This is a genomic window from Paenibacillus sp. T2-29 (assembly GCF_052921365.1).
This window is the reverse complement of the sequence record NZ_JBREVE010000003.1, coordinates 1-18,263: the sequence shown is the minus strand read 5'-3', so window position 1 is coordinate 18,263 and position 18,263 is coordinate 1. Positions and strand designations below refer to the sequence as shown.

The following is an 18,263-nucleotide window of genomic DNA, read 5'->3' as shown; positions in this document are numbered from 1 at the left end:
CCAACTAACCGTGTAATTGAATTAAACGATTCAACTCGCAAAGATGGTGATTGAGCTTTACCGAACAGTCTCATTAGTCTGTTCTTACCATAGTTTCCAAACTATAAATACTTGCCTCCACTTGAACAAGGTCAGGAGATGCTAACTTACCAATACAAATACCAATATTTTTTCTTTCAGCCATTGAAGTTGAAATTTGAATGAAGCTAACGCTTAATACTATCTCATTTTGATCTTCATTATGTTTAAGGAGCAAGCTTCGAGGCAAATCAACATCGCTGAAATCATGTATATCTAGCTCTGAACTCACATATTAGTTCAATTTAAAGGGAACCTCTATATCTTCACCAATTTCATTTACAGTTTCCTCAATGATTTCCCTTACACCTTTATCCAATTCTTTGTTTAAAGATTCTTTCATCAAGTTATAGCTACTTTTTAAGTTCAGATTGACAACAACTGAAGAATACACATCTACTAACTCTGAAGATGTATCATCCCATATTTTCTGGACAAAGCTGTCTAATCTTTTTCTCAATGAATCACTTAACAATTCGTAAGTATAAGTCTTCCTGTCAGCAAATTCCGAAAAACATTCCAACGTTTCAAGAACATTCATCTTCTCTAAATCTTCAATGAAGTCTAAATATTGAATAATATAGGCCTCTAACTGTTCTTTTGACATAACATCAGGCAACTGTTTAATTTCTTTCAAATTCATTGTTTGTTTACCTCCCAAGATCCACTGGTATATGGGTAATATTTTGCTGATTATTTCTATACAAATTCCCGTCAGTACCCAAATACTTTCTTCCTATTTTGATTTGTGAACTCCATCCGTTATAGGAATTGCTTGCAGCGAGCTCAGATGGAGAAAGCTTGCTGCTCAGGTTAAGCTGTGGTGAGTGCCATTTTATTTCAACCTTTGTCCCATTATAATTAAAATTATACTTATAACCACTCTCAATAATACCAGGATCAGGTCTAAAATTATTACTTGCTCCTGATGGTACCCAAGATTGTAGTTGGTGTTTGCTTACTTTTCCATTTTCTATTAGTCCATTACTAAGATTAAAGTTCCCATCACTGTCGATTAGTTTTTCCATCTGCATTTTATGTTCAGCAATATTCTTTTCTGCTTGAGCTAATGTTTCCATACGATTTTCGGGTTTCTTGTCTGCTTTCAATTCACGTTCATGCGACAATTTTTGCTTTAGTTCTTCCTGATTTCTCCCCTTACTTTCAGTAGGAGTTGCACTTTCTGCCTTAGCTCCCGAAGAAGGAGTAGATTTTGATGAGCCTCCACCTTCTCCCTTCGCCATCTTCCACAATTTTGCTGAGCTTTCTCCTACTCCTTTTGCACTTTTAACCGCAGTTGTAGCTCCATGCGCCGCCAAAGCTGCCGATCCAATTAATCCGGGTACCCCGATTATACTCCCTACTCCTGTAGATGAAACAGCAACTGATAATCCTTCTCCACCTAATCCAGCTACTACCTCAGCAGCTCCCTGCAATGTCGTAGCTACGTGACCGAGAATTTCTCCTACTTTAGCTGCCATCGGATGATTATAATCTCGTTCTTTATCTGGCAGCATCCCCAATGTCAAATTCCCCTGAATAGCTCCTTTTGCTCCCTGTGCAGTATCCCAAAGGATTTCTCCTTGAAGTTTGCTAGCTTCCAATTGAGCTTCAGCCTTGGTGATCTCAGCTTGTCCAATCTGTTCAAAGATTTTATGTAACCAACCTTCACCTGTGGATGCCGTTTTAACAGGGGTACCAAGCCACGGCACATCCAATACGACTTTCTCCCCGTCCACCTGTGTAAAGTTTTTTGAAATGAAAATAAGTTCTTGTGCTACTGCTGATAGTCGCTCAAGCGTCACACTCATGGATTGTCGAGAAACCTGAAATTCTTGAAAAAATCTCTCCTGGGCAGCTCCAGACCAGCCTTGTTGAACAAAATCAATCCGTCCACTCAAAAAATTCAGCATACGTTCCATTTCATGCTTTCCGTGTAAGAACTGATCAGCAACTTCCATCAGTTTATCAGGTGGAACTAATATTCTCCCCATTCTACCACGTCCACTTTAATTTTGATGGAAATAATCTTATCAGAAGGAGATGTTTAGTGACATCCATCTATTATCCTGATATTTCCTTTTTATATTATGTGACCAATGGACTGAAATAAACAGGTTACTATGTCAAAAGTATTATACCCCTTGTTTTAAGTTGCATGGATCAACGTAGCACTATTAGCCTTAAACTTCGTCCCTCAACCATATCCTACAATTCAGGAATAAGAGTTGAAAGTTTTTTGTAGTTATGTAGCTGTTGTTTCGTGATGCCAAGTTCCTGAGCGATATCAGCTTGTGTTTTAGCATAGGGATTAAAATTATTTGACTCACCAATTCTATTTGTATACTTGTTGCTTCCTTCTAAATTGGCACTCCCATCCCTCACTCCATAAATTCTTTTCAACTCAACAATACATTTAGCGATCTTATTCATACAAATCAAAAAGGCTAAACGGACAATCCCGTCTAACCCTTAATGGTGACTTATTATTCTTCTTTCAAAAACAAACGTTTCGAACTATTTAAACAAATGTACTAACTACCTATATGCCAGCCAAACACTGAGATACCACCGTTAGAAACTGAGTGCGACATACTAAAATCTTGAATGTTTATTGTTTGTATGCTCGCTAACAACACCAATAAGTAAGTAGTTGCAAACAACCCTTTAATTATGCGTTTCATACCATTACCCCATTTCCACTAAATTTCGATACTCTACTTTGACTTCATTTGAGACAAATTGGCGACAACGTTCAAACATTCTCACGCAACGAAGTATAGAGTGCTCATTATTGATTATAGTGGATAATCTCATACAGTCTAATAAGTAACTAATTCCCTTTTCGTACTGACCGTTGGTCAAATAATAGTCAGCCAATTCACTTAAAAAGCCAACAAGCTGATCATTAATATTCTGCTTGTCATCCGTTTGTCTTCCTTCTTGATCATGTATGTTGGATATTTCCCTTTCAAATTGACTTAGAATACCATCTACATTTAATTTATAACGATTGGCTACTATCATTATATTCCACAGACCCGGTAGTAATTCCTCTCTGATTGTTGAAATAAGATCAATATATAAAGGAAGTACCTCTGTATCTCCAGCCATGAGTTTAGTTAAACATATGTTAGCCTCGCCCCATTCTTGAAACAAGCTTTTCCAGCGCAATGCTTCTTCGTCGGTCTCTTTCACCCAATCCAAATCACAAGACTCATACGCAATTTGTAACGCCAACTCATATTTCCCTTGTTCATAATAAACGCCACCAATAAGTGATTTACTGAATGCTATATAAAAAAATAACGGTCTCTGAGGCTTGCGCTCTTCACTCTTCTGGGAATATTCTAAGGAGTATTGAGCTTCGGCTAAAGTTCTTAAATCCTTAGCAACTTCCTTAGTGCGTTCCCATTTTCGCAATGACCGGTATACATTAGCCAAATCTATAAGGGCATCTAATTGGTCTATAGCGTCGAGTCGTTTGACAAATGGCTCAAATTGGAGTGCTGATTGGAAATTCTTTTCTTGGTCATTTCCAATCTGGATTTTAAATATACGATATTGACAGATGGCTAACCGTTCCGAGTGCTGGTACTTCTCCGCTTCTGCAACTCCCTCATAGAGTATCAATGCCGCTCCTAGTCGTCCTTGTGCCAACAATCCTTCTGCAATTTCAAATAGTTTGGGTGAGTAGAGAAGATTGTCCATGATGGCTCCCACCACTCGACGGATCGCATCCAGCTTATCCAACTCCGCACAGCGATACAAAAATGGTTCTATTCGTCTCATATTCGGGGGAGTGTCGATGATATAGTTATCTATAAACAGATCATAAAAGTGACCTTCAGGTAAACCCATAGCCTCGGTAATTCGGTCGAGCTGGTTAATAGACATAGATTTATTACCTGTTAAAATACTACTTATTATTCCCCTATTCATACCAGCTTGATGTCCAAACTGCGATAATGTTAAGCCTTCTTGTTGTATGTATCTGTCTAATTCTGCTCTAATCGTGGGTGTAATTTTCATCGATAAACCACCCTTTCAACGTAGACTCATAGTACGATGCATAGTTAAAATTATTATTTAGTTATGAAACAAGTAGTAAAATGTTCTATCGATCTTAATTGTACCATCTTTTGGTATAAAATCATATACCTTTCATATTTTCATTCATTATTCCTTTCGACAGACTTTTTTTCATTATATTATCATTATTTATTGCACATTAAGGCAATAGTTACTAAGAATGAACAATTATTTTTTTGTAGCTTCTTTAGTGTGAACAATATAAGTACAATAAAAAGGACGACCGAAGTCGTCCTATGTTCATTTGATAAAAACGTTCAACAATAACTCTTTATGCTTCAGATTCACTATTCCGCATTTTCCTGTTTGATATAAGTTGCATCATACTGAATGATCGCTTTTGTTTTATCTGTAGTCTTTGAAGCATCGTAGACTACTTCATCTTTGCTGAAATCCCCAGCAGCCTGGATTGATTTTGTATCTTTTTCAAACATTCCATCCTTAGTTGATATCTTATCCGGATGATTAAATCCTTCTAATATGTCAGGGGGAACCGTCTCGTTAGTAACACTTTCTAATTTACTAGGAATATCACTATTCGCATAAACGTTATTTGTAATAACTCCAGTGAGTGCAATAGCACCTACCGCCAGAATAGTCAGTCCCCAAGTTTTTGGTTTAACTTTCACTGTGCCTCACATCCCTTTTTATTTCGTATATCCATTTCCTGAAATCGGGTATCCAGTGTGATTTCCAATGTATAAATACACCGGATTGTCTGCTGTACCTTTAGGAACATCATAAAATGTGATTGTTCTTTCATCACCACCGTTAATGTTACCATTTACTTGAATTACCTCGGACTTATTTTTATAGTCCTTAGTCATGAATTGATAATTAACTATAGCTGGTTCACTTCTAATCGATTCCTGAACTAAGGTAAGAGAGATCCTCCCAGATCTGTGAATTGGTAGAGGGCTTGAAGACCATATATGATCATCTACATTACGGAAACTATAGCTTATATTTTGACCATCTGTAGACATCGGGGTAATTACAGAATTAGTATTATCTGTAATTATTTCAGGTGTGGATGGTAAATAAGCATCGTTGCCTGTTGTGCCCAAGTTAATAACTTGTACTTCAGATGAGGCGGCAGAGGATGTGTTGTCAATCGAGGAACTGTCAGCAGAAGCTACGGAAGCTAAAGATAACACCAAAGAAGTCGACATTAAGAGAGTAGCAATTGTCTTTTCATTAATAAGTACCTCCAATAGTATTATTTATAGAAACTTTTTTTGCGCTAGTTGTTGACAAAAAAAGTAACTAACGAAGATTTTAAGCTTATGAAAATAATATGTAGGGTTAAAATGGATTTTAATTAATTATATGTAACTAAAATCTCTCTTTTTAATTAAATATGGTTTTGATTTCATATTATTAGATAAAATTTCCTAACCAATATATTCAAATTATATGTATGAATTCTACAAAAGTCAAATTGATCATCCTTTTTTTGCTATTGTGTAATGTAGGTGTGGAGAATAGTCATCCCCCTCTCTAATAAAATGATAATTTTATTAAGTTTAATAAATACTCAGCCTCTACAAAAATGTTCCCGTAGAGGCTTTTTTGCTTACATAAGAGATAGTGATACTTCCACCGCTGTACAGTACTTCCCTTTTTCCTGACGAGCACTATAAATTTCATAAGGACTTTTTGTCTCAAGTTGACTCAATTTGAATTGATTCATAGGTTCTTGAAACAATTTTTCCAATGCAGATTGTTTATCGCAATAATAATCGTAAACGAAAGTCGCTTTGTCGGTGTAGCTGTGTCTGTCGATGTCCTCTTTTCTCATTTTAGCAAGCAATGATAATTCAGGTACGCTACCGCTAGTTTCAAACAGCAATCGTTCAACAAAACTCATTTAGTCGATCAATCGTTTTAAGGTGAAATTTCATCAAGTCAATAATGATCGTTGCTTCAGGTGAAATTTCGAGGAAGTAGCAGAGCTTTTCAATTGTTAGGTCAGAGTGGTACGGAATTTCCGTAGTGGTCGTGACAATCACTTGTCTATTAGTTGTGGGCATATATTGTATCTTCTCCATTCGGTTTATAGTTGTGTCACGTGACACATTAGAAGCCTGAAGCAATCCCTCGCGCTTCGTCTTCAGTACGTTCAATAGCCTGAATAAACGACAGCGAAGGTTCCTCACGTTTGTACTGGATAGCCTTCACACATGTACCTCCAGCCGCACTCCATTCCCAATACGTAATGATATCAATAGCTTAGTAAATCAAAAGCTTACATTGGTAATTTTTTAACACCTCTCTCGTAGCAACATTTAGTATATTCGAAGAATCTTATTGAAAATTTTAACAATACCCTCCCCCTCTTCCGACCTATATAGTATAGTTATAGAAGAAAAATTATTCCAAAATGTAGTCTTTTCTTGTCTTTATACACCTGAACAAGGCAAGCATAGGTATTAAGAGGGGGGACCTAATGACTACCAACGATAATACGTTAAAAACTCTTGGTTTTATATATCAAACTTACATTGGCTTAATTAAATGTCTAGAAATGAATTCAAATGAGAAAATTGTCATAGAGCATCTTGGAGATGTCACAAAGATATCTACATCTACATCTTCGCAACAAATTGAGGTTAAGCATCATTTAGATGAGACTACTCTATCCGATAGGAGCCAGGAAATTTGGAATACCGTTTGGAATTGGTACAACAACTCGAATAAATATATAAAAATTGATGAAATGATACTTTTTACAACAGCCAAACTATCTCAAAAATCAATTTTTCGTGAATGGCATTCTATTGACCTTGATAAAAGATATCTTGTGTTCAAAGCTATTGGCGAAAACAAAAAAACGAATGAACAAAAGTTCAGAAAATTGTATGATAAAATTTTTTCCCCTGAACACGATCCAGAGAAACTAAAATGTATTCTAGGTCGGTTTAAAATTCTTTCTGAACAACAAACCATAAAAACAATTATTAATCAGTACTACAAAACCACATTTAGATTTCTAGGTAATGAGAAACAAATTGAGGAGTTTGTATCTGCTCTAATAGGTGTTTTACTTACACTCCCGATACATCAAAAGCGATGGGAGATCACGTATGAGGACTTTAATACCCTTTTTAAAAATTATGCCAAAAGATTTACAGATAGTTCTGAAACGCCACTACAACTTTCCTTCGAGGATTATGAACCAAACATTTCTGAACAGCAAGAATTAATCAAAAAGCACTTTGTTTCAGAGATACAAAGGATAGATTTATCTGATGAAGTAACAGATGCCATAAATGATTACTGTAGGACAAATAAAACTGTAATTAAATATTTTGAAAATAATATTGTAAAATCTAAGGATTTAAAAGATTACAGAAAACAATTACAAAAAACATTGTCTACTAGTAAAAAATTATCAAAGCTTAATTGCAAGAATGATACCAAAAGGATTTTAACAGAGTCGCAAAAGTTGTACTTAGAATCAATGAAGATGGAAGCACGCAAAATAAATGGTGTAAGTAATAATCGAGATTTCTTTCAAAGAGGTGTTATTCACAGCATAGTAGATAACAAACAATTAACATGGCATATAGGTGATGACTAATGAACATACAACACATTGAAACTTTAATGTACAACCCATTTTTTTTAAGCAAAATAGTTCAAGCATTCCTAACGGGTTATAACAAAGAAGTCGACTTAAAGAAAATCTTTTACGTACTACCTATTGTAATGTATAAAGAATCCAGAGATAGATTAAATACAGCAAGATCAAATAGTACTTTATATTCCATCTTCTCAAAGGAAGTTCAGTTTAACGACTATAATTTAAAATTAAATTCGAAATTTAGTTTGAGCCAAGTCGCGGATTTATTTGAGGAATATATCGATGCTACCAAAAAAAGCATTATCATTCTGGGAAGTCAAAGGAAGATTAAATTTAAGACAAAGATTATTTTATTAGATAAACTTGATTTCAAAAGGATACCTGTTTCTGTCAGAGAATACTTCAAAAGTGCACATTATTTAGGTGTAATACTTAGGAATGTTGAAATAACCGAATTAGAAAACTTTTTAGAACTTAAAATAGAAGCGTAGGTGCTATTATGAAGAGCAGAATAGAAGCAATTATTATACTAAATAACGAAGAAGAAAAACGCTTTGTCGATTTAAACGAGGGAATGAATATCATCTCTGGAGAATCTAAAACAGGGAAAAGTGCTCTAGTTGAAATTATTGATTATTGCTTTTGTAGTTCCCGATCAACCATTCCAAAGGGTAAAATCACGGACTTTGCAAGTGTTTTTTCTTTGATCCTCGTTATTGATTCAAAAAGATATATTTTAGCAAGAAAAAATACTTATTTAGAGAAAAAGCGAATGTTTTTTTCACCGATACCTAGTGAAGTAACTTGTTTTACACTAACTAAATCTTATTTAAATGATGAGAAATTCCTAGATTACAAGATTGTACAGAAGCAATTAGAAAAAACTTTAAATCTTCGAGTTTCAAATGTTAAAGATAATGCTGAGGAAACTAAAGAATCGGCTTCCCTAAGACACATGACGTCATACATGTTTCAACACCAAAATTTAATGGCTAGTAAATTCGCACTTTTTTATAGATTTGATGACTATCAGAAGAAAAAGGATGTAATACAACAGTTCCCCATTTTTGCTGGTATCGTCGGCCAAGAGTACTACTCTACTCTTATGCTCTTAAACACATACAAAAAAGAATTAAAGAAAATTCAAAACAATCTAGTAAGTGATCAGAGAATTAAAGCTGATGCTTTAAATAATCTTTTGCCAAAAGTGAAAAATTATCATGCGTTAATTGGAATTGACTTTAAGACAAAACCTACTTTAGAAGAGCTGATTAATATAGCGAACAATTTACCTACTCTTAATGAGAACTCATATACCTCAGATCAAATCGTATCACGTTATGAGGAAATCAATAGTGAAATAGAGGATCTTAGAGCACAAGAGCAACTGTTTAAAAGCAGATTGATTAAACTAGAATCGGCAGCGGACAACAGTAGTGACTATATTTCTTCATTAGAAACATTAAAATATAAATCCGAACTATCTATGCACAATGAAATTGAGTTTGCCTGTCCTTTATGCGGTTCAGAATGCAATGATCTACACGAAATCACACAAGAAGTTGAAAAAGCTTCTTTATGGCTTACAGATGAGATCAGTTTAATTACAACAAGTACAGATCATTTTTCTGAAGAAAGAAGGAAAATTGCTGAAGAAATGGATCGAGTTATAAAAAAAATTAAGAGCTTATGGGCACAAAAAAGAAATATAGAAAGAAATTATTTGTCCCAGAGTAATCGATTTGGCTTAGAGAAAAAATTGGAATACTGTAGATTAGAAATTCAAATTTATATTGAGACAATTGATAAGGGGCTTTTTAATAATCTGGATAAAGAACTTGAAGAAATTCAAATAAAAATTGATGAATGTAATAATAAACTTGCTCAATTTAATTTTGATGCAGAGAAGAAAATAGCACTCAAAAGAATTAATCAGAATATGAACAGACTAAAAAGTGAACTTGATTTTGAAGAAGAATTTAAACAGTATAATTTAACATTTAATTTAGAGGAATTTGAACTTGCACTTGAAGGTAAATACGGAGAAAGAGTTAGCCTAAGTGAAATGGGAAGCGGTGCTAACTGGGTATCATGCCACATTGCACTTTTTTTAAGTCTTCTGCGCTATTTTACTTCTCAAAAAAATAAATCGCCTATGCCTCTAATTATGTTTTTTGATCAACCAAGCCAAGTTTACTTTCCACAAGATATTACAGAAAGTGATAGCAAAAAGTCTACGCAAGAAATTGAAAATGACAAACTCGCTGTTACAAAAATGTACAAAGTTATGTTCGATGAAATTGAACAAATTTATATAGATACTGAGATAAAACCTCAATTGATCGTAGTTGACCATGTAGATTCTTCCTCCATGCAGACTCAAAATGAGCGTACAAAATTTGAGCAATCAACACGGAGAACCTGGCGAAATGGTAAAGCACTTATATAACACACAAGAAACTCCGTAAAGCTCGGAGTTTTTGTGTTCTTCCCAACTATGCTAAGCTTCTCCAGTACTGATTTTGATTAAGTAATAACAACCAGCAGTAGTTTACACTAAGTTAAACTTAGGCTTTTCTTATTATGTGAAAACCTTTGATATTAAAGTAAAGATAAAGTATAAAAAGAATATTTTTAATGAATTCCAAGAAGTCAGGAATTCTTCATTATGAAGAAATCACCCTTTGAAATTCGACTTCTTGTATTTGATCTTTTATATAAACAACATCTTTTCAGTAGAATTATTGATCCTTTGCTGCATTGACCGTTGGGCAATGTTCTAGTATTTATTCTCCCTTTCTTCCAATATCGTGATACAGTCCAAACTGCTCAAATGAGTCAATGTTATCGTCTTTAGATACAGTAAAATCTAATTACCATCAATATGGGAGCAACGCATACCTTCCGAGACGCTCTCAACGTTCGTTTTTAAGGAGGTTATTTGTATTGTTAGGAGGTATTATAATCAAGCATTCGAGAAATCGGGCTGTAATAAGGTAATAGCACCTCGAATTAACTCCAAGAACCATTTAACTGTACCCGTAACTCCTTCAGGAAAATTATCACTGATTTCAGGATGCACAATGCCATACAACAATCTAAAAAACAAAAAGAGCAAGAATAATAATAGATGGAATTTCCTGTCTATCAAAAATCAATTATGTTTTTCACCCACTTGTTGATTTGTTAATTTCTCCTTTTATTACACAGGAATAGGATACACAGTCACATGCTTGTCCCCCTTCAAAAGGTCACAAATGCGGTCACAAAATTCAGTCATTTATAAGATTTTAATAGAATGTATCAGTACAGATCAGTAAATCGAAAATTGCTATGAAAGCTTGTCCCGTTTGACTTTACGGCTTAAACATCGAAAAATTTCACCACCTCGAATTCGGTACATATTAGACGCACCACACATGATGTAACCACGGGAGTTAGAGATCGTCAATAGCGTTGTTTTAGGCAGTTTGACCTCAACTCCGATAAATGTATGCTCACCCACTTGAATGGGTTCCATGTGTATCATGGTTATTACATGCACCTCCTCTTTGTTCATCCGGGATATTTTATGCGGCATTTGCGGGTAAGTGTGGACACCCGTGGATACATTCAAAATATTAGGAGGGGAATGTATGTACAGCAAAATAGGCGATATCAAAAAGACCAGACGAATTTTTTCTCATCTAGTCTCGGTGATCATCGTTAACGGTCTGGGTTACGCTTTATTCAAACTTTTTTAAGTACTGTGGCGGCACAAGGTCGGCAAGCCAAACACCGTGGTTGGCTTTATAAAACTTCACTTGATTAGCCAATGCCTTTGCTGTGTCTACTTCAAGGATCACTAATTCTCCACGTCTTTTGCCTGCTAAAATTGCAAACTCAAGAGATTCAGACAAATGCGCATACTTTCTGCCCATTGGCTTAATTCCTTCGGTGAAAATGTTTTGGATTACCTTTGTGTTTGTACCGTGATAGAGAATCGTTGGTGGAGTAGCTTCCTCATAATTTAATCTGCCTGCACTGTGTCCATAATTAGCTCTTATGTACCCATTTACCATCTCATATCTTTGTTTTGGACAATGGCTTACTACTTGCTTGATATCCGACTCACTGACATCAGACCATCTATCCTCTGATTTTATTCCTCGAAGCAGGTCTTGAATGTCACAATAGCCCTCATGATCCAGTTCAAGACCAAACTGTTCTGGTGTATGCCTAAGAATCTTACTCATAAATTTACTAAGGCTCACTTCTTGTTTTGGTGTTAACATAATATACTCCTTCTAATAAAATATTTGTCTCTTTATATTGAGTTGGAATTTTAGATATAGCTTCTCATTTTTTAAACAGTCCACCATGATTGAAAGTATTGAGCATTTCACCGAATTGAGGGATCATGCGTTAAAAGTTATTGCGTTTAACTAACCGTGTAATTGAATTAAACGTCAACAGGCAAAGATAGTAATTGAACTTCTTAAACTACTTTATGATTCAAATGTCATCTCGTCGGGAAATATACCATCTTCTTTAATGAAGCAACGTGCCATCCGCTGTGCAGCCCTATCAAAATAAAATTTATTTGAATGACTTGGATCTGATAAAGGTTCAATTTCAGAGAACAACTTAGTCTCCGTGTTCAATTGAATTTTCCCCATAATGTGTTCATTTGGGCCATATCTATAAATAACTACTGTCTCATCTTCATGTTCTTTAAAAAGTAAAACAAATGCCCCCATTATAAAATCTCCTCTAGTCTGTTTTAAAATATACTCTCAAATCGGGATTCAAACAATTCATGGTTAAGCAAATCCATATCTCTTTTTGTGTTTGTAATCCTTTTTGTAATCTATCCCATGCTTGAGCTATTTCGTAATCAGAATGAAATCTGCCATAACCGCTTGACCTCATGTGTTCGTTTCTGAGAACGTGTTCTTTGATTCTTTGAACTCTACTTTCTTTCATCACAGAATTTTCAGCTATTGCTCTGACATCACTATCAGAAGCACTGATTTGATCTTATGTCTCATCTGCTTTAGTTTCTCTACGATAATATTCATCAATTGAAAGATCGTTTCTTCCACCTGGTTGTACTTCTGTTTTAGGTTCAGTTTCTATTGAATTACCCACTTTTGAATTTGTATTATTCTTTGGAATCTCATACTTAATGGATGATTTCAATCCAAGCTTGGGTTTGATCACTGAGCTAACTCCTCCAAACAATCCTACTGTACCGATCATATTAGCCCAGTGTTCCTTTGATCAGGCATTGTTTGGGTTAAATGCCTCTTGAATCATACTCCTTACTCCAAATGTACCGAAATTAAGCATGTCATTCCATGAATCATGTTGTTTAGCCGCCCGTTCCATGTACCCTTGATACATTCCTTATGGGATACCAAATGACAAAGTGTTGGAAAAAGACTTGGCTAAATTGAGCATAATAAAAAGGGCAACCGAAGTCGCCCTAGATATTCCAATTATACAACTTAACTTTTCAAATACTTTAGTACACAAATCTATTTACTGTCTTCTTCCTTGATGTAAGTAGCGTCATATTGAATGATTGCTTTAGTTTCATCAGTAGTCTTTGAAACGTCGTAGACTACTTCATCTTGACTGAACTTATCTTCATCATGGAGAGATTGCGGTTTTTTTATAAATAATCCATCTTTAGTATAAATTTTATCAGGATGATTAAGTTCTTCTAATACACTGTCAGGGACTATTGCTTTTGTAACGCCCTTCATTTCTTCAAAAGTATCGTCACTAGCAAAAACATTATTACCAATAACTACAGCAAGCGTAACAGTAAGGATCAAAAATTTTAATATAGCCTTCACTTCTTCCCTAACCTTTCATTAATTAATTTGTATAACCATTCCTAGAAAATTTAATCGGGTAACCAGACCCATCATTTTCGGAATGATTTCTAATTAGCAAATAAACTGGATTGAAAGCGAGAGATGAATCGTTGTCTGTTACACCTAAGTTAGTGTGCGAAAAGTTATCGTGGTGACTATTGGTAATAGTGTGAAAAAATTAACTCGATTTTCCTAACTGTGAAAATGCCATCTTATAAGCCACAAACGTAATAATTGCGTAGATAAAACCATATAAAATCCAAGCATCTATATTAACTGCAGTGGTTTCTAAATTGGTGGCAATAAATATAAGAGGCAGTAACAAGGCTAGAATTAATCCTAAGTAGATGTTTCCTTTGAAATAGGCGAAACATACTCCGATCAAGATTGCAAGAATGGGGCAAAGTAAAAAAGTAGGGAGGAGAGGATTAAGTTTTGGAAATAACCAATAAATCATAATATCACTCCTTAAAGTTATTTAGTCAGAAAAAAACGAATCATTTCCTTGTTTGATTTAAATGCTAGAGGAATGACATGTAATTCTTTACCTGTCAATAAGTCATATTCTCTTATTTCTCTTATTCTATCAACAGGAGAATTTTTGACATAATCATATAGGACAAAAACAGATCCTGCAAGATACTGTACTCCAGATATTATTCCTTTCTCATTTTGTATTTTTTCGGATACAGAATTGCTTTGTTTTAATCTCAGCTTTTTAGGATTTTTGTTGAGGTCATTGAAAATAGTATAATTTAAGTCTTCAGAGAGAATATATAATTTATCGTTGTAAATTTGGCTGTCATAAAACAAAAATGAAGTATCTGACAATGATGTTTCATTTTCTAACTTACCATTTTTAGGGTCAATTATCTGCATTATAGGATGAAATTGTGTATCAGATGTATTGCCATCAAGAAATACAATAAGCTTGCCTTTAAATATTTGTAGTGATGCTCCATTCTGTCCTACCGGAAAGTATTCTTTTAAACCATGTAAACGATTTTCTATAGTGAATTGTTTGATCTTCTTTGATGTTTTTAAATCAATGACATAAATGCCTACAGAATTATCATTATTGTTCACATATAAAGTGTATGCCAAATTATTGTATTCAACGGTTGATAATAAATATCCATTCAAAAGAATATTTCTATATTTCAAATTTTTTTTATCGAAATAAACCAATTCATTCGTGTACTGTGTGGGAGAATAACTCGGATTAATACCCACGTTCATGGAGAAAAATAGATGATTGTCGCTTTCTTTTAAAAATGAAGTTCCGATATTCCTATCTTTTCCATACTTATTAGGTCCAAAAAATGGTTGAAGAATTCCATTTTGATTAAGTATGTAATGTCTATTTTTTCGTTCAGACATTAAATAATAGTCATTCTTTACTTTGGCAAAATAATAAAGTGACTGGGCATTAACTAAGTTTTTTTTGTCTAAAATCTCGCCTTTATTGCTGTATTTCACAATTTCTGCACCGTCATCCATTGCATTAGAATAAACAACAGTAAATGTCTCGGATTTTGTTATATTTTTCAATGAATGATGTGTTGTAGTAAACCAAAACGTTGAAATCGCTAATCCAAGTAAAAATAAAGTTGCAAAAATAATTCTTATTCTTTTTTTAAAGAGCATAATGTCCCCCCTTAGTGAAATCACTCACAGGAAAAAATATATATTCCTGTGAGTGATTAGGTTTGTTAGTTACTATAGTAAATTGAAGTATTACCGGATTTAGCTATTTCCATTGGGGTAACAATAGGATCAATTGTTATATAATCAACATCAATCCCCTGAGTTTTCCAAGCCTTCCATACCAACTGTGAACAATAAAATTTAGCTTCCGTCCATGGATTAACAAAATTCCAGTTATAGGGTTTTCCAATTTGATTAGCTGCATATTGTGCAGCTGCCCTATATTGGGAACCCGAAGCCCCTTTAACGCTCATTCCATAAACATTTGAGCGACCTCTCCAATCATTTGTGTGATATTGAACTCCATCAGCTGGGAATGATTCTACTGTTTTACCACTTAGTAAGGAAACAATAGCAGCATGTCCTGGATATCCGAAATCAATACCCCACGAACTTGCGTTATAGGCAACTAAAATATCACCGACTGTTCCTAAACTTGATGCTGCTAACCTAGGATTCTCCGAGCTATCAGTGAGCGATTGGCTAGTTTTTTGGTCATTCAATGCCTTCTCTTCCAATTCCCCGCTTTTTATGATACGAAGATCATTTTCATTATGTTTACGGAGTAACTCAATATCATTATCACTCATTCCAGCATCTTTCATTTTTTGATAAGAATTGTCATTAACACTGAAGGAAGGTGATGTTTCATCGGCGGCATAAATGTTTGCACTGGGAAGAAGAAGGATACTTAGAGCAAGACTAGCGGAAAAAGCTAAACTAAGAACTTTTTTCATGATTATACCTCCAAATGGGATTTAATTGATATAAGAGAATACTTGTTCAAAGTTTGTCTACATATTTATCCATACTTCATTTTTTTGTCCCTCCATATGACAGAGTCTCGTATGTCTATTTTTTGGAGGATGATGTATGTTAAATTTAGTTAGTTAGCTCCATAAGTCAAATAGAAATACGAGCTTACGCAATCACCTTCTAAGTAAGAAGTAGAAATTGCGAATATATTGTTTATGTCCGGCAGAGTAACCGTCCAATAACAATCAATTATTTAAGGCTAAATACAGAGCTTTATGTTAAAAAAGTATGTAATGGTAAATATAGATTTGGGCGATCTATACATGTGCTATAATCTCTAATTTTGATTAAAAATGTATATTCTAAGCTTTTGGATAAGAATAACTATCCAATATATTCAAATTATATACATAGATTCAATAAAAGTCAATTTGATCTATTTTTTTCAAGCTACTTGTAATCATAGTTTGAAAGTAATATTTTGATGTTCACAGTAAAGTGGATAGGAAGTTGACGCTGTTTCAACCATATGAGGGTTTCACCAACTTTGGAGACACTGTAGAGATAGCCTGTAACTACACCCGTATCGAAGTTCAATCGTAAAAATTGCTCATATGTGCATAAATACTATATTCCATATGGCTTTTTGAGCCATTATGGTTCAAAATGATGCCTGAATATATTTACATCGTTGCCGTATCGAGAAAATAGCTAAAACATAGATGGGATAAGGACTTTGGGTAAATATGATCAACATCGTAATGTGTATCGTGAATATCGGAGAAAAATGTTCAAAAAAGCTTGATGAATCAAGGGGTTTTTAAGTTTTTTTGAAATTAAATTGTATAACACTAAAATTCGAAAAATCATTTATATTTATATGTTTTTAAAAACAGCAAACCTCTATCGTGAATCGTAACAAGAAACGCGGAGTGGAAGTGTCATTGGTGTTATTTTCATGTTCTTTCACTTTAATAGGCTAACTCAATTCATATATGTATGCCATCTCTAGGACAAAATGTCCCAAAGACTTTTAAGAAAGTAAACTTTTATTTTGTATCATCATACTTTAAAATTCTACTTGTTAGTTCCTCAACTGTCGTATTCAGTATCGAGGCTACCTGTATTAATTTCTCAATACTAATTCTTATTTCCGCTCCCTCATATCGATGAACAGTTTTCTTGGTTACTCCTATCTTGTCAGCCAGTGATTGTAAGCTATCGTTTTGAAGTTTACGATATTTTCAATATTTCCACCTACGACTACATAAAAACCTTGAGCATTAAAATCATTAGCCATTTAATGTCCAACTTTCATATTTGAATAAAGAAAAGATTTCAGTATATCTTATCCTTAACTACATTGAACTTTTCCAAGCACTACTCATTTTTTCTTGTTGACTTTCATTCATATTCTGTGCTTTTCTTTAATTGCTAGCAACATAACAGCACATACATACAACAGGAGTATTAATATGGCAGTACTTACAAGTATATCATTATATTGCTCAAAAGCAGACCTTTCATTCAATCGAAAAGTTGTGTAAAGATTGAATAGTATATGAGTTAAGATAGCACTCCATACATTTCTAGTTAATAGCATTACCAATCCAAATAGTAAACCTGTAGTACCAGTCACTATAATTACATCGAAATTAAAGTATGAATTGGAATAACCCAGAGTATGTATCCACCCAAAAAGGAATGTAATGATCAAAAATGAAATCATTAAGAATAGATACTTCATCAATGAGCATGAATATAATTTACTTAATTGTTTCTGAAAAAAATACATAGCAGAGAATATTGCTGAGTATCTCCATACCTCTTCGGAGCCTGAACGTATCGCTGAAAATATAGAGTATTTTAAATCTTCTGTTGATGCAGATTTTAATTGTTGTGGATTTGAGTTTATAACAATTCCTGAAGTCATATCATCGCCAATCCAACGAACAAGGTAAGAAGCTACTATCGGAATAAGAACTAAAAAGATTGGATATGTCCACCAAGGAAGCTTATTTCCTCCCTTCAACTTAATAGTACATACAAAAGAATAAATAAACATGATGCTAGGGCCTGTACGCAAACCTATTTGAGCCATAAACGAATTGAAAGCAGCGTCAAAAAAGCCATGAACATGTTCGCTGTTTTTTCATAGCGAGTGGCCAAGCGTCGATAGT

Annotated in this window: 16 protein-coding genes and 3 pseudogenes; 3 read left to right on the top strand and 16 right to left on the bottom strand. The window is 34.2% G+C overall.

What is annotated here, in order from left to right:
• Positions 1-313: 313 nt before the first annotated feature.
• From ACU1JV_RS09570 to ACU1JV_RS09545, 6 genes are all read right to left on the bottom strand, one after another.
• On the bottom strand, positions 314-721 hold the full coding sequence (locus ACU1JV_RS09570) for a hypothetical protein (RefSeq protein ID WP_413985853.1): 408 nt from the start codon (positions 719-721) through the stop codon (positions 314-316).
• Positions 722-728: 7 nt separating this feature from the next.
• Complete coding sequence (locus ACU1JV_RS09565) at positions 729-2,072, bottom strand: WXG100 family type VII secretion target (protein ID WP_413985852.1); 1,344 nt, start codon at positions 2,070-2,072, stop codon at positions 729-731.
• A 694-nt stretch (positions 2,073-2,766) separates the two neighbouring features.
• Positions 2,767-4,110 carry a transcriptional regulator gene (locus tag ACU1JV_RS09560; RefSeq protein WP_413985851.1) on the bottom strand — a complete coding sequence of 448 codons (1,344 nt, stop codon included), beginning with the start codon at positions 4,108-4,110 and terminating at the stop codon, positions 2,767-2,769.
• 347 nt (positions 4,111-4,457) lie between these two features.
• Positions 4,458-4,799 carry a hypothetical protein gene (locus tag ACU1JV_RS09555; protein WP_243208155.1) on the bottom strand — a complete coding sequence of 114 codons (342 nt, stop codon included), beginning with the start codon at positions 4,797-4,799 and terminating at the stop codon, positions 4,458-4,460.
• Positions 4,800-4,817: 18 nt separating this feature from the next.
• Positions 4,818-5,384 (bottom strand): hypothetical protein, encoded by a 567-nt coding sequence (locus tag ACU1JV_RS09550; protein ID WP_413985850.1) that lies wholly within the window; start codon positions 5,382-5,384, stop codon positions 4,818-4,820.
• A 362-nt stretch (positions 5,385-5,746) separates the two neighbouring features.
• Entirely contained in the window at positions 5,747-6,040 is a 294-nt protein-coding gene (locus tag ACU1JV_RS09545; RefSeq protein WP_249930740.1) for a hypothetical protein, read from the bottom strand.
• 579 nt (positions 6,041-6,619) lie between these two features.
• Between ACU1JV_RS09545 and ACU1JV_RS09540 the strand changes: the two genes are divergently transcribed.
• The 3 genes from ACU1JV_RS09540 to ACU1JV_RS09530 are packed head-to-tail and all read left to right on the top strand — an operon-like array spanning position 6,620 to position 10,205.
• Positions 6,620-7,753, top strand: a complete 1,134-nt coding sequence (locus tag ACU1JV_RS09540) for an ABC-three component system protein (protein WP_413985849.1) — start codon at positions 6,620-6,622, stop codon at positions 7,751-7,753.
• Complete coding sequence (locus ACU1JV_RS09535) at positions 7,753-8,247, top strand: three component ABC system middle component (protein WP_413985848.1); 495 nt, start codon at positions 7,753-7,755, stop codon at positions 8,245-8,247. Before ACU1JV_RS09540 ends, ACU1JV_RS09535 begins: the two co-directional genes overlap by 1 nt.
• Positions 8,248-8,255: 8 nt before the next feature.
• Entirely contained in the window at positions 8,256-10,205 is a 1,950-nt protein-coding gene (locus tag ACU1JV_RS09530) for a DUF3732 domain-containing protein (RefSeq protein WP_413985847.1), read from the top strand.
• Between the two features lie 960 nt (positions 10,206-11,165).
• Here the strand turns inward: ACU1JV_RS09530 and ACU1JV_RS09525 are convergent.
• The 10 genes and pseudogenes from ACU1JV_RS09525 to ACU1JV_RS09480 all read right to left on the bottom strand — a co-directional run.
• Positions 11,166-11,285, bottom strand: a pseudogene (locus tag ACU1JV_RS09525) (DUF1805 domain-containing protein); the annotation flags it as partial.
• 196 nt (positions 11,286-11,481) lie between these two features.
• Positions 11,482-12,030: an RNA 2'-phosphotransferase gene (locus ACU1JV_RS09520; RefSeq protein ID WP_165084567.1), complete on the bottom strand. Its 549-nt coding sequence runs from the start codon at positions 12,028-12,030 to the stop codon at positions 11,482-11,484.
• Positions 12,031-12,243: 213 nt separating this feature from the next.
• On the bottom strand, positions 12,244-12,495 hold the full coding sequence (locus ACU1JV_RS09515; protein WP_165084565.1) for a hypothetical protein: 252 nt from the start codon (positions 12,493-12,495) through the stop codon (positions 12,244-12,246).
• 418 nt (positions 12,496-12,913) lie between these two features.
• Positions 12,914-13,162 (bottom strand): annotated as a pseudogene (locus ACU1JV_RS09510) (WXG100 family type VII secretion target); the annotation flags it as partial.
• Between the two features lie 113 nt (positions 13,163-13,275).
• On the bottom strand, positions 13,276-13,599 hold the full coding sequence (locus ACU1JV_RS09505; RefSeq protein WP_165084563.1) for a hypothetical protein: 324 nt from the start codon (positions 13,597-13,599) through the stop codon (positions 13,276-13,278).
• Between the two features lie 199 nt (positions 13,600-13,798).
• Positions 13,799-14,077, bottom strand: coding sequence for a hypothetical protein (locus tag ACU1JV_RS09500; RefSeq protein ID WP_137078189.1), 279 nt, complete (start codon positions 14,075-14,077; stop codon positions 13,799-13,801).
• 17 nt (positions 14,078-14,094) lie between these two features.
• Positions 14,095-15,267: a YncE family protein gene (locus ACU1JV_RS09495; RefSeq protein WP_238791158.1), complete on the bottom strand. Its 1,173-nt coding sequence runs from the start codon at positions 15,265-15,267 to the stop codon at positions 14,095-14,097.
• Positions 15,268-15,332: 65 nt separating this feature from the next.
• On the bottom strand, positions 15,333-16,064 hold the full coding sequence (locus tag ACU1JV_RS09490; protein WP_052452867.1) for a YiiX/YebB-like N1pC/P60 family cysteine hydrolase: 732 nt from the start codon (positions 16,062-16,064) through the stop codon (positions 15,333-15,335).
• Positions 16,065-17,132: 1,068 nt separating this feature from the next.
• Positions 17,133-17,315, bottom strand: a pseudogene (locus ACU1JV_RS09485) (helix-turn-helix domain-containing protein); the annotation flags it as partial.
• Between the two features lie 176 nt (positions 17,316-17,491).
• Positions 17,492-17,830 (bottom strand): CPBP family glutamic-type intramembrane protease, encoded by a 339-nt coding sequence (locus ACU1JV_RS09480; RefSeq protein WP_413987557.1) that lies wholly within the window; start codon positions 17,828-17,830, stop codon positions 17,492-17,494.
• Positions 17,831-18,263 lie beyond the last annotated feature (433 nt).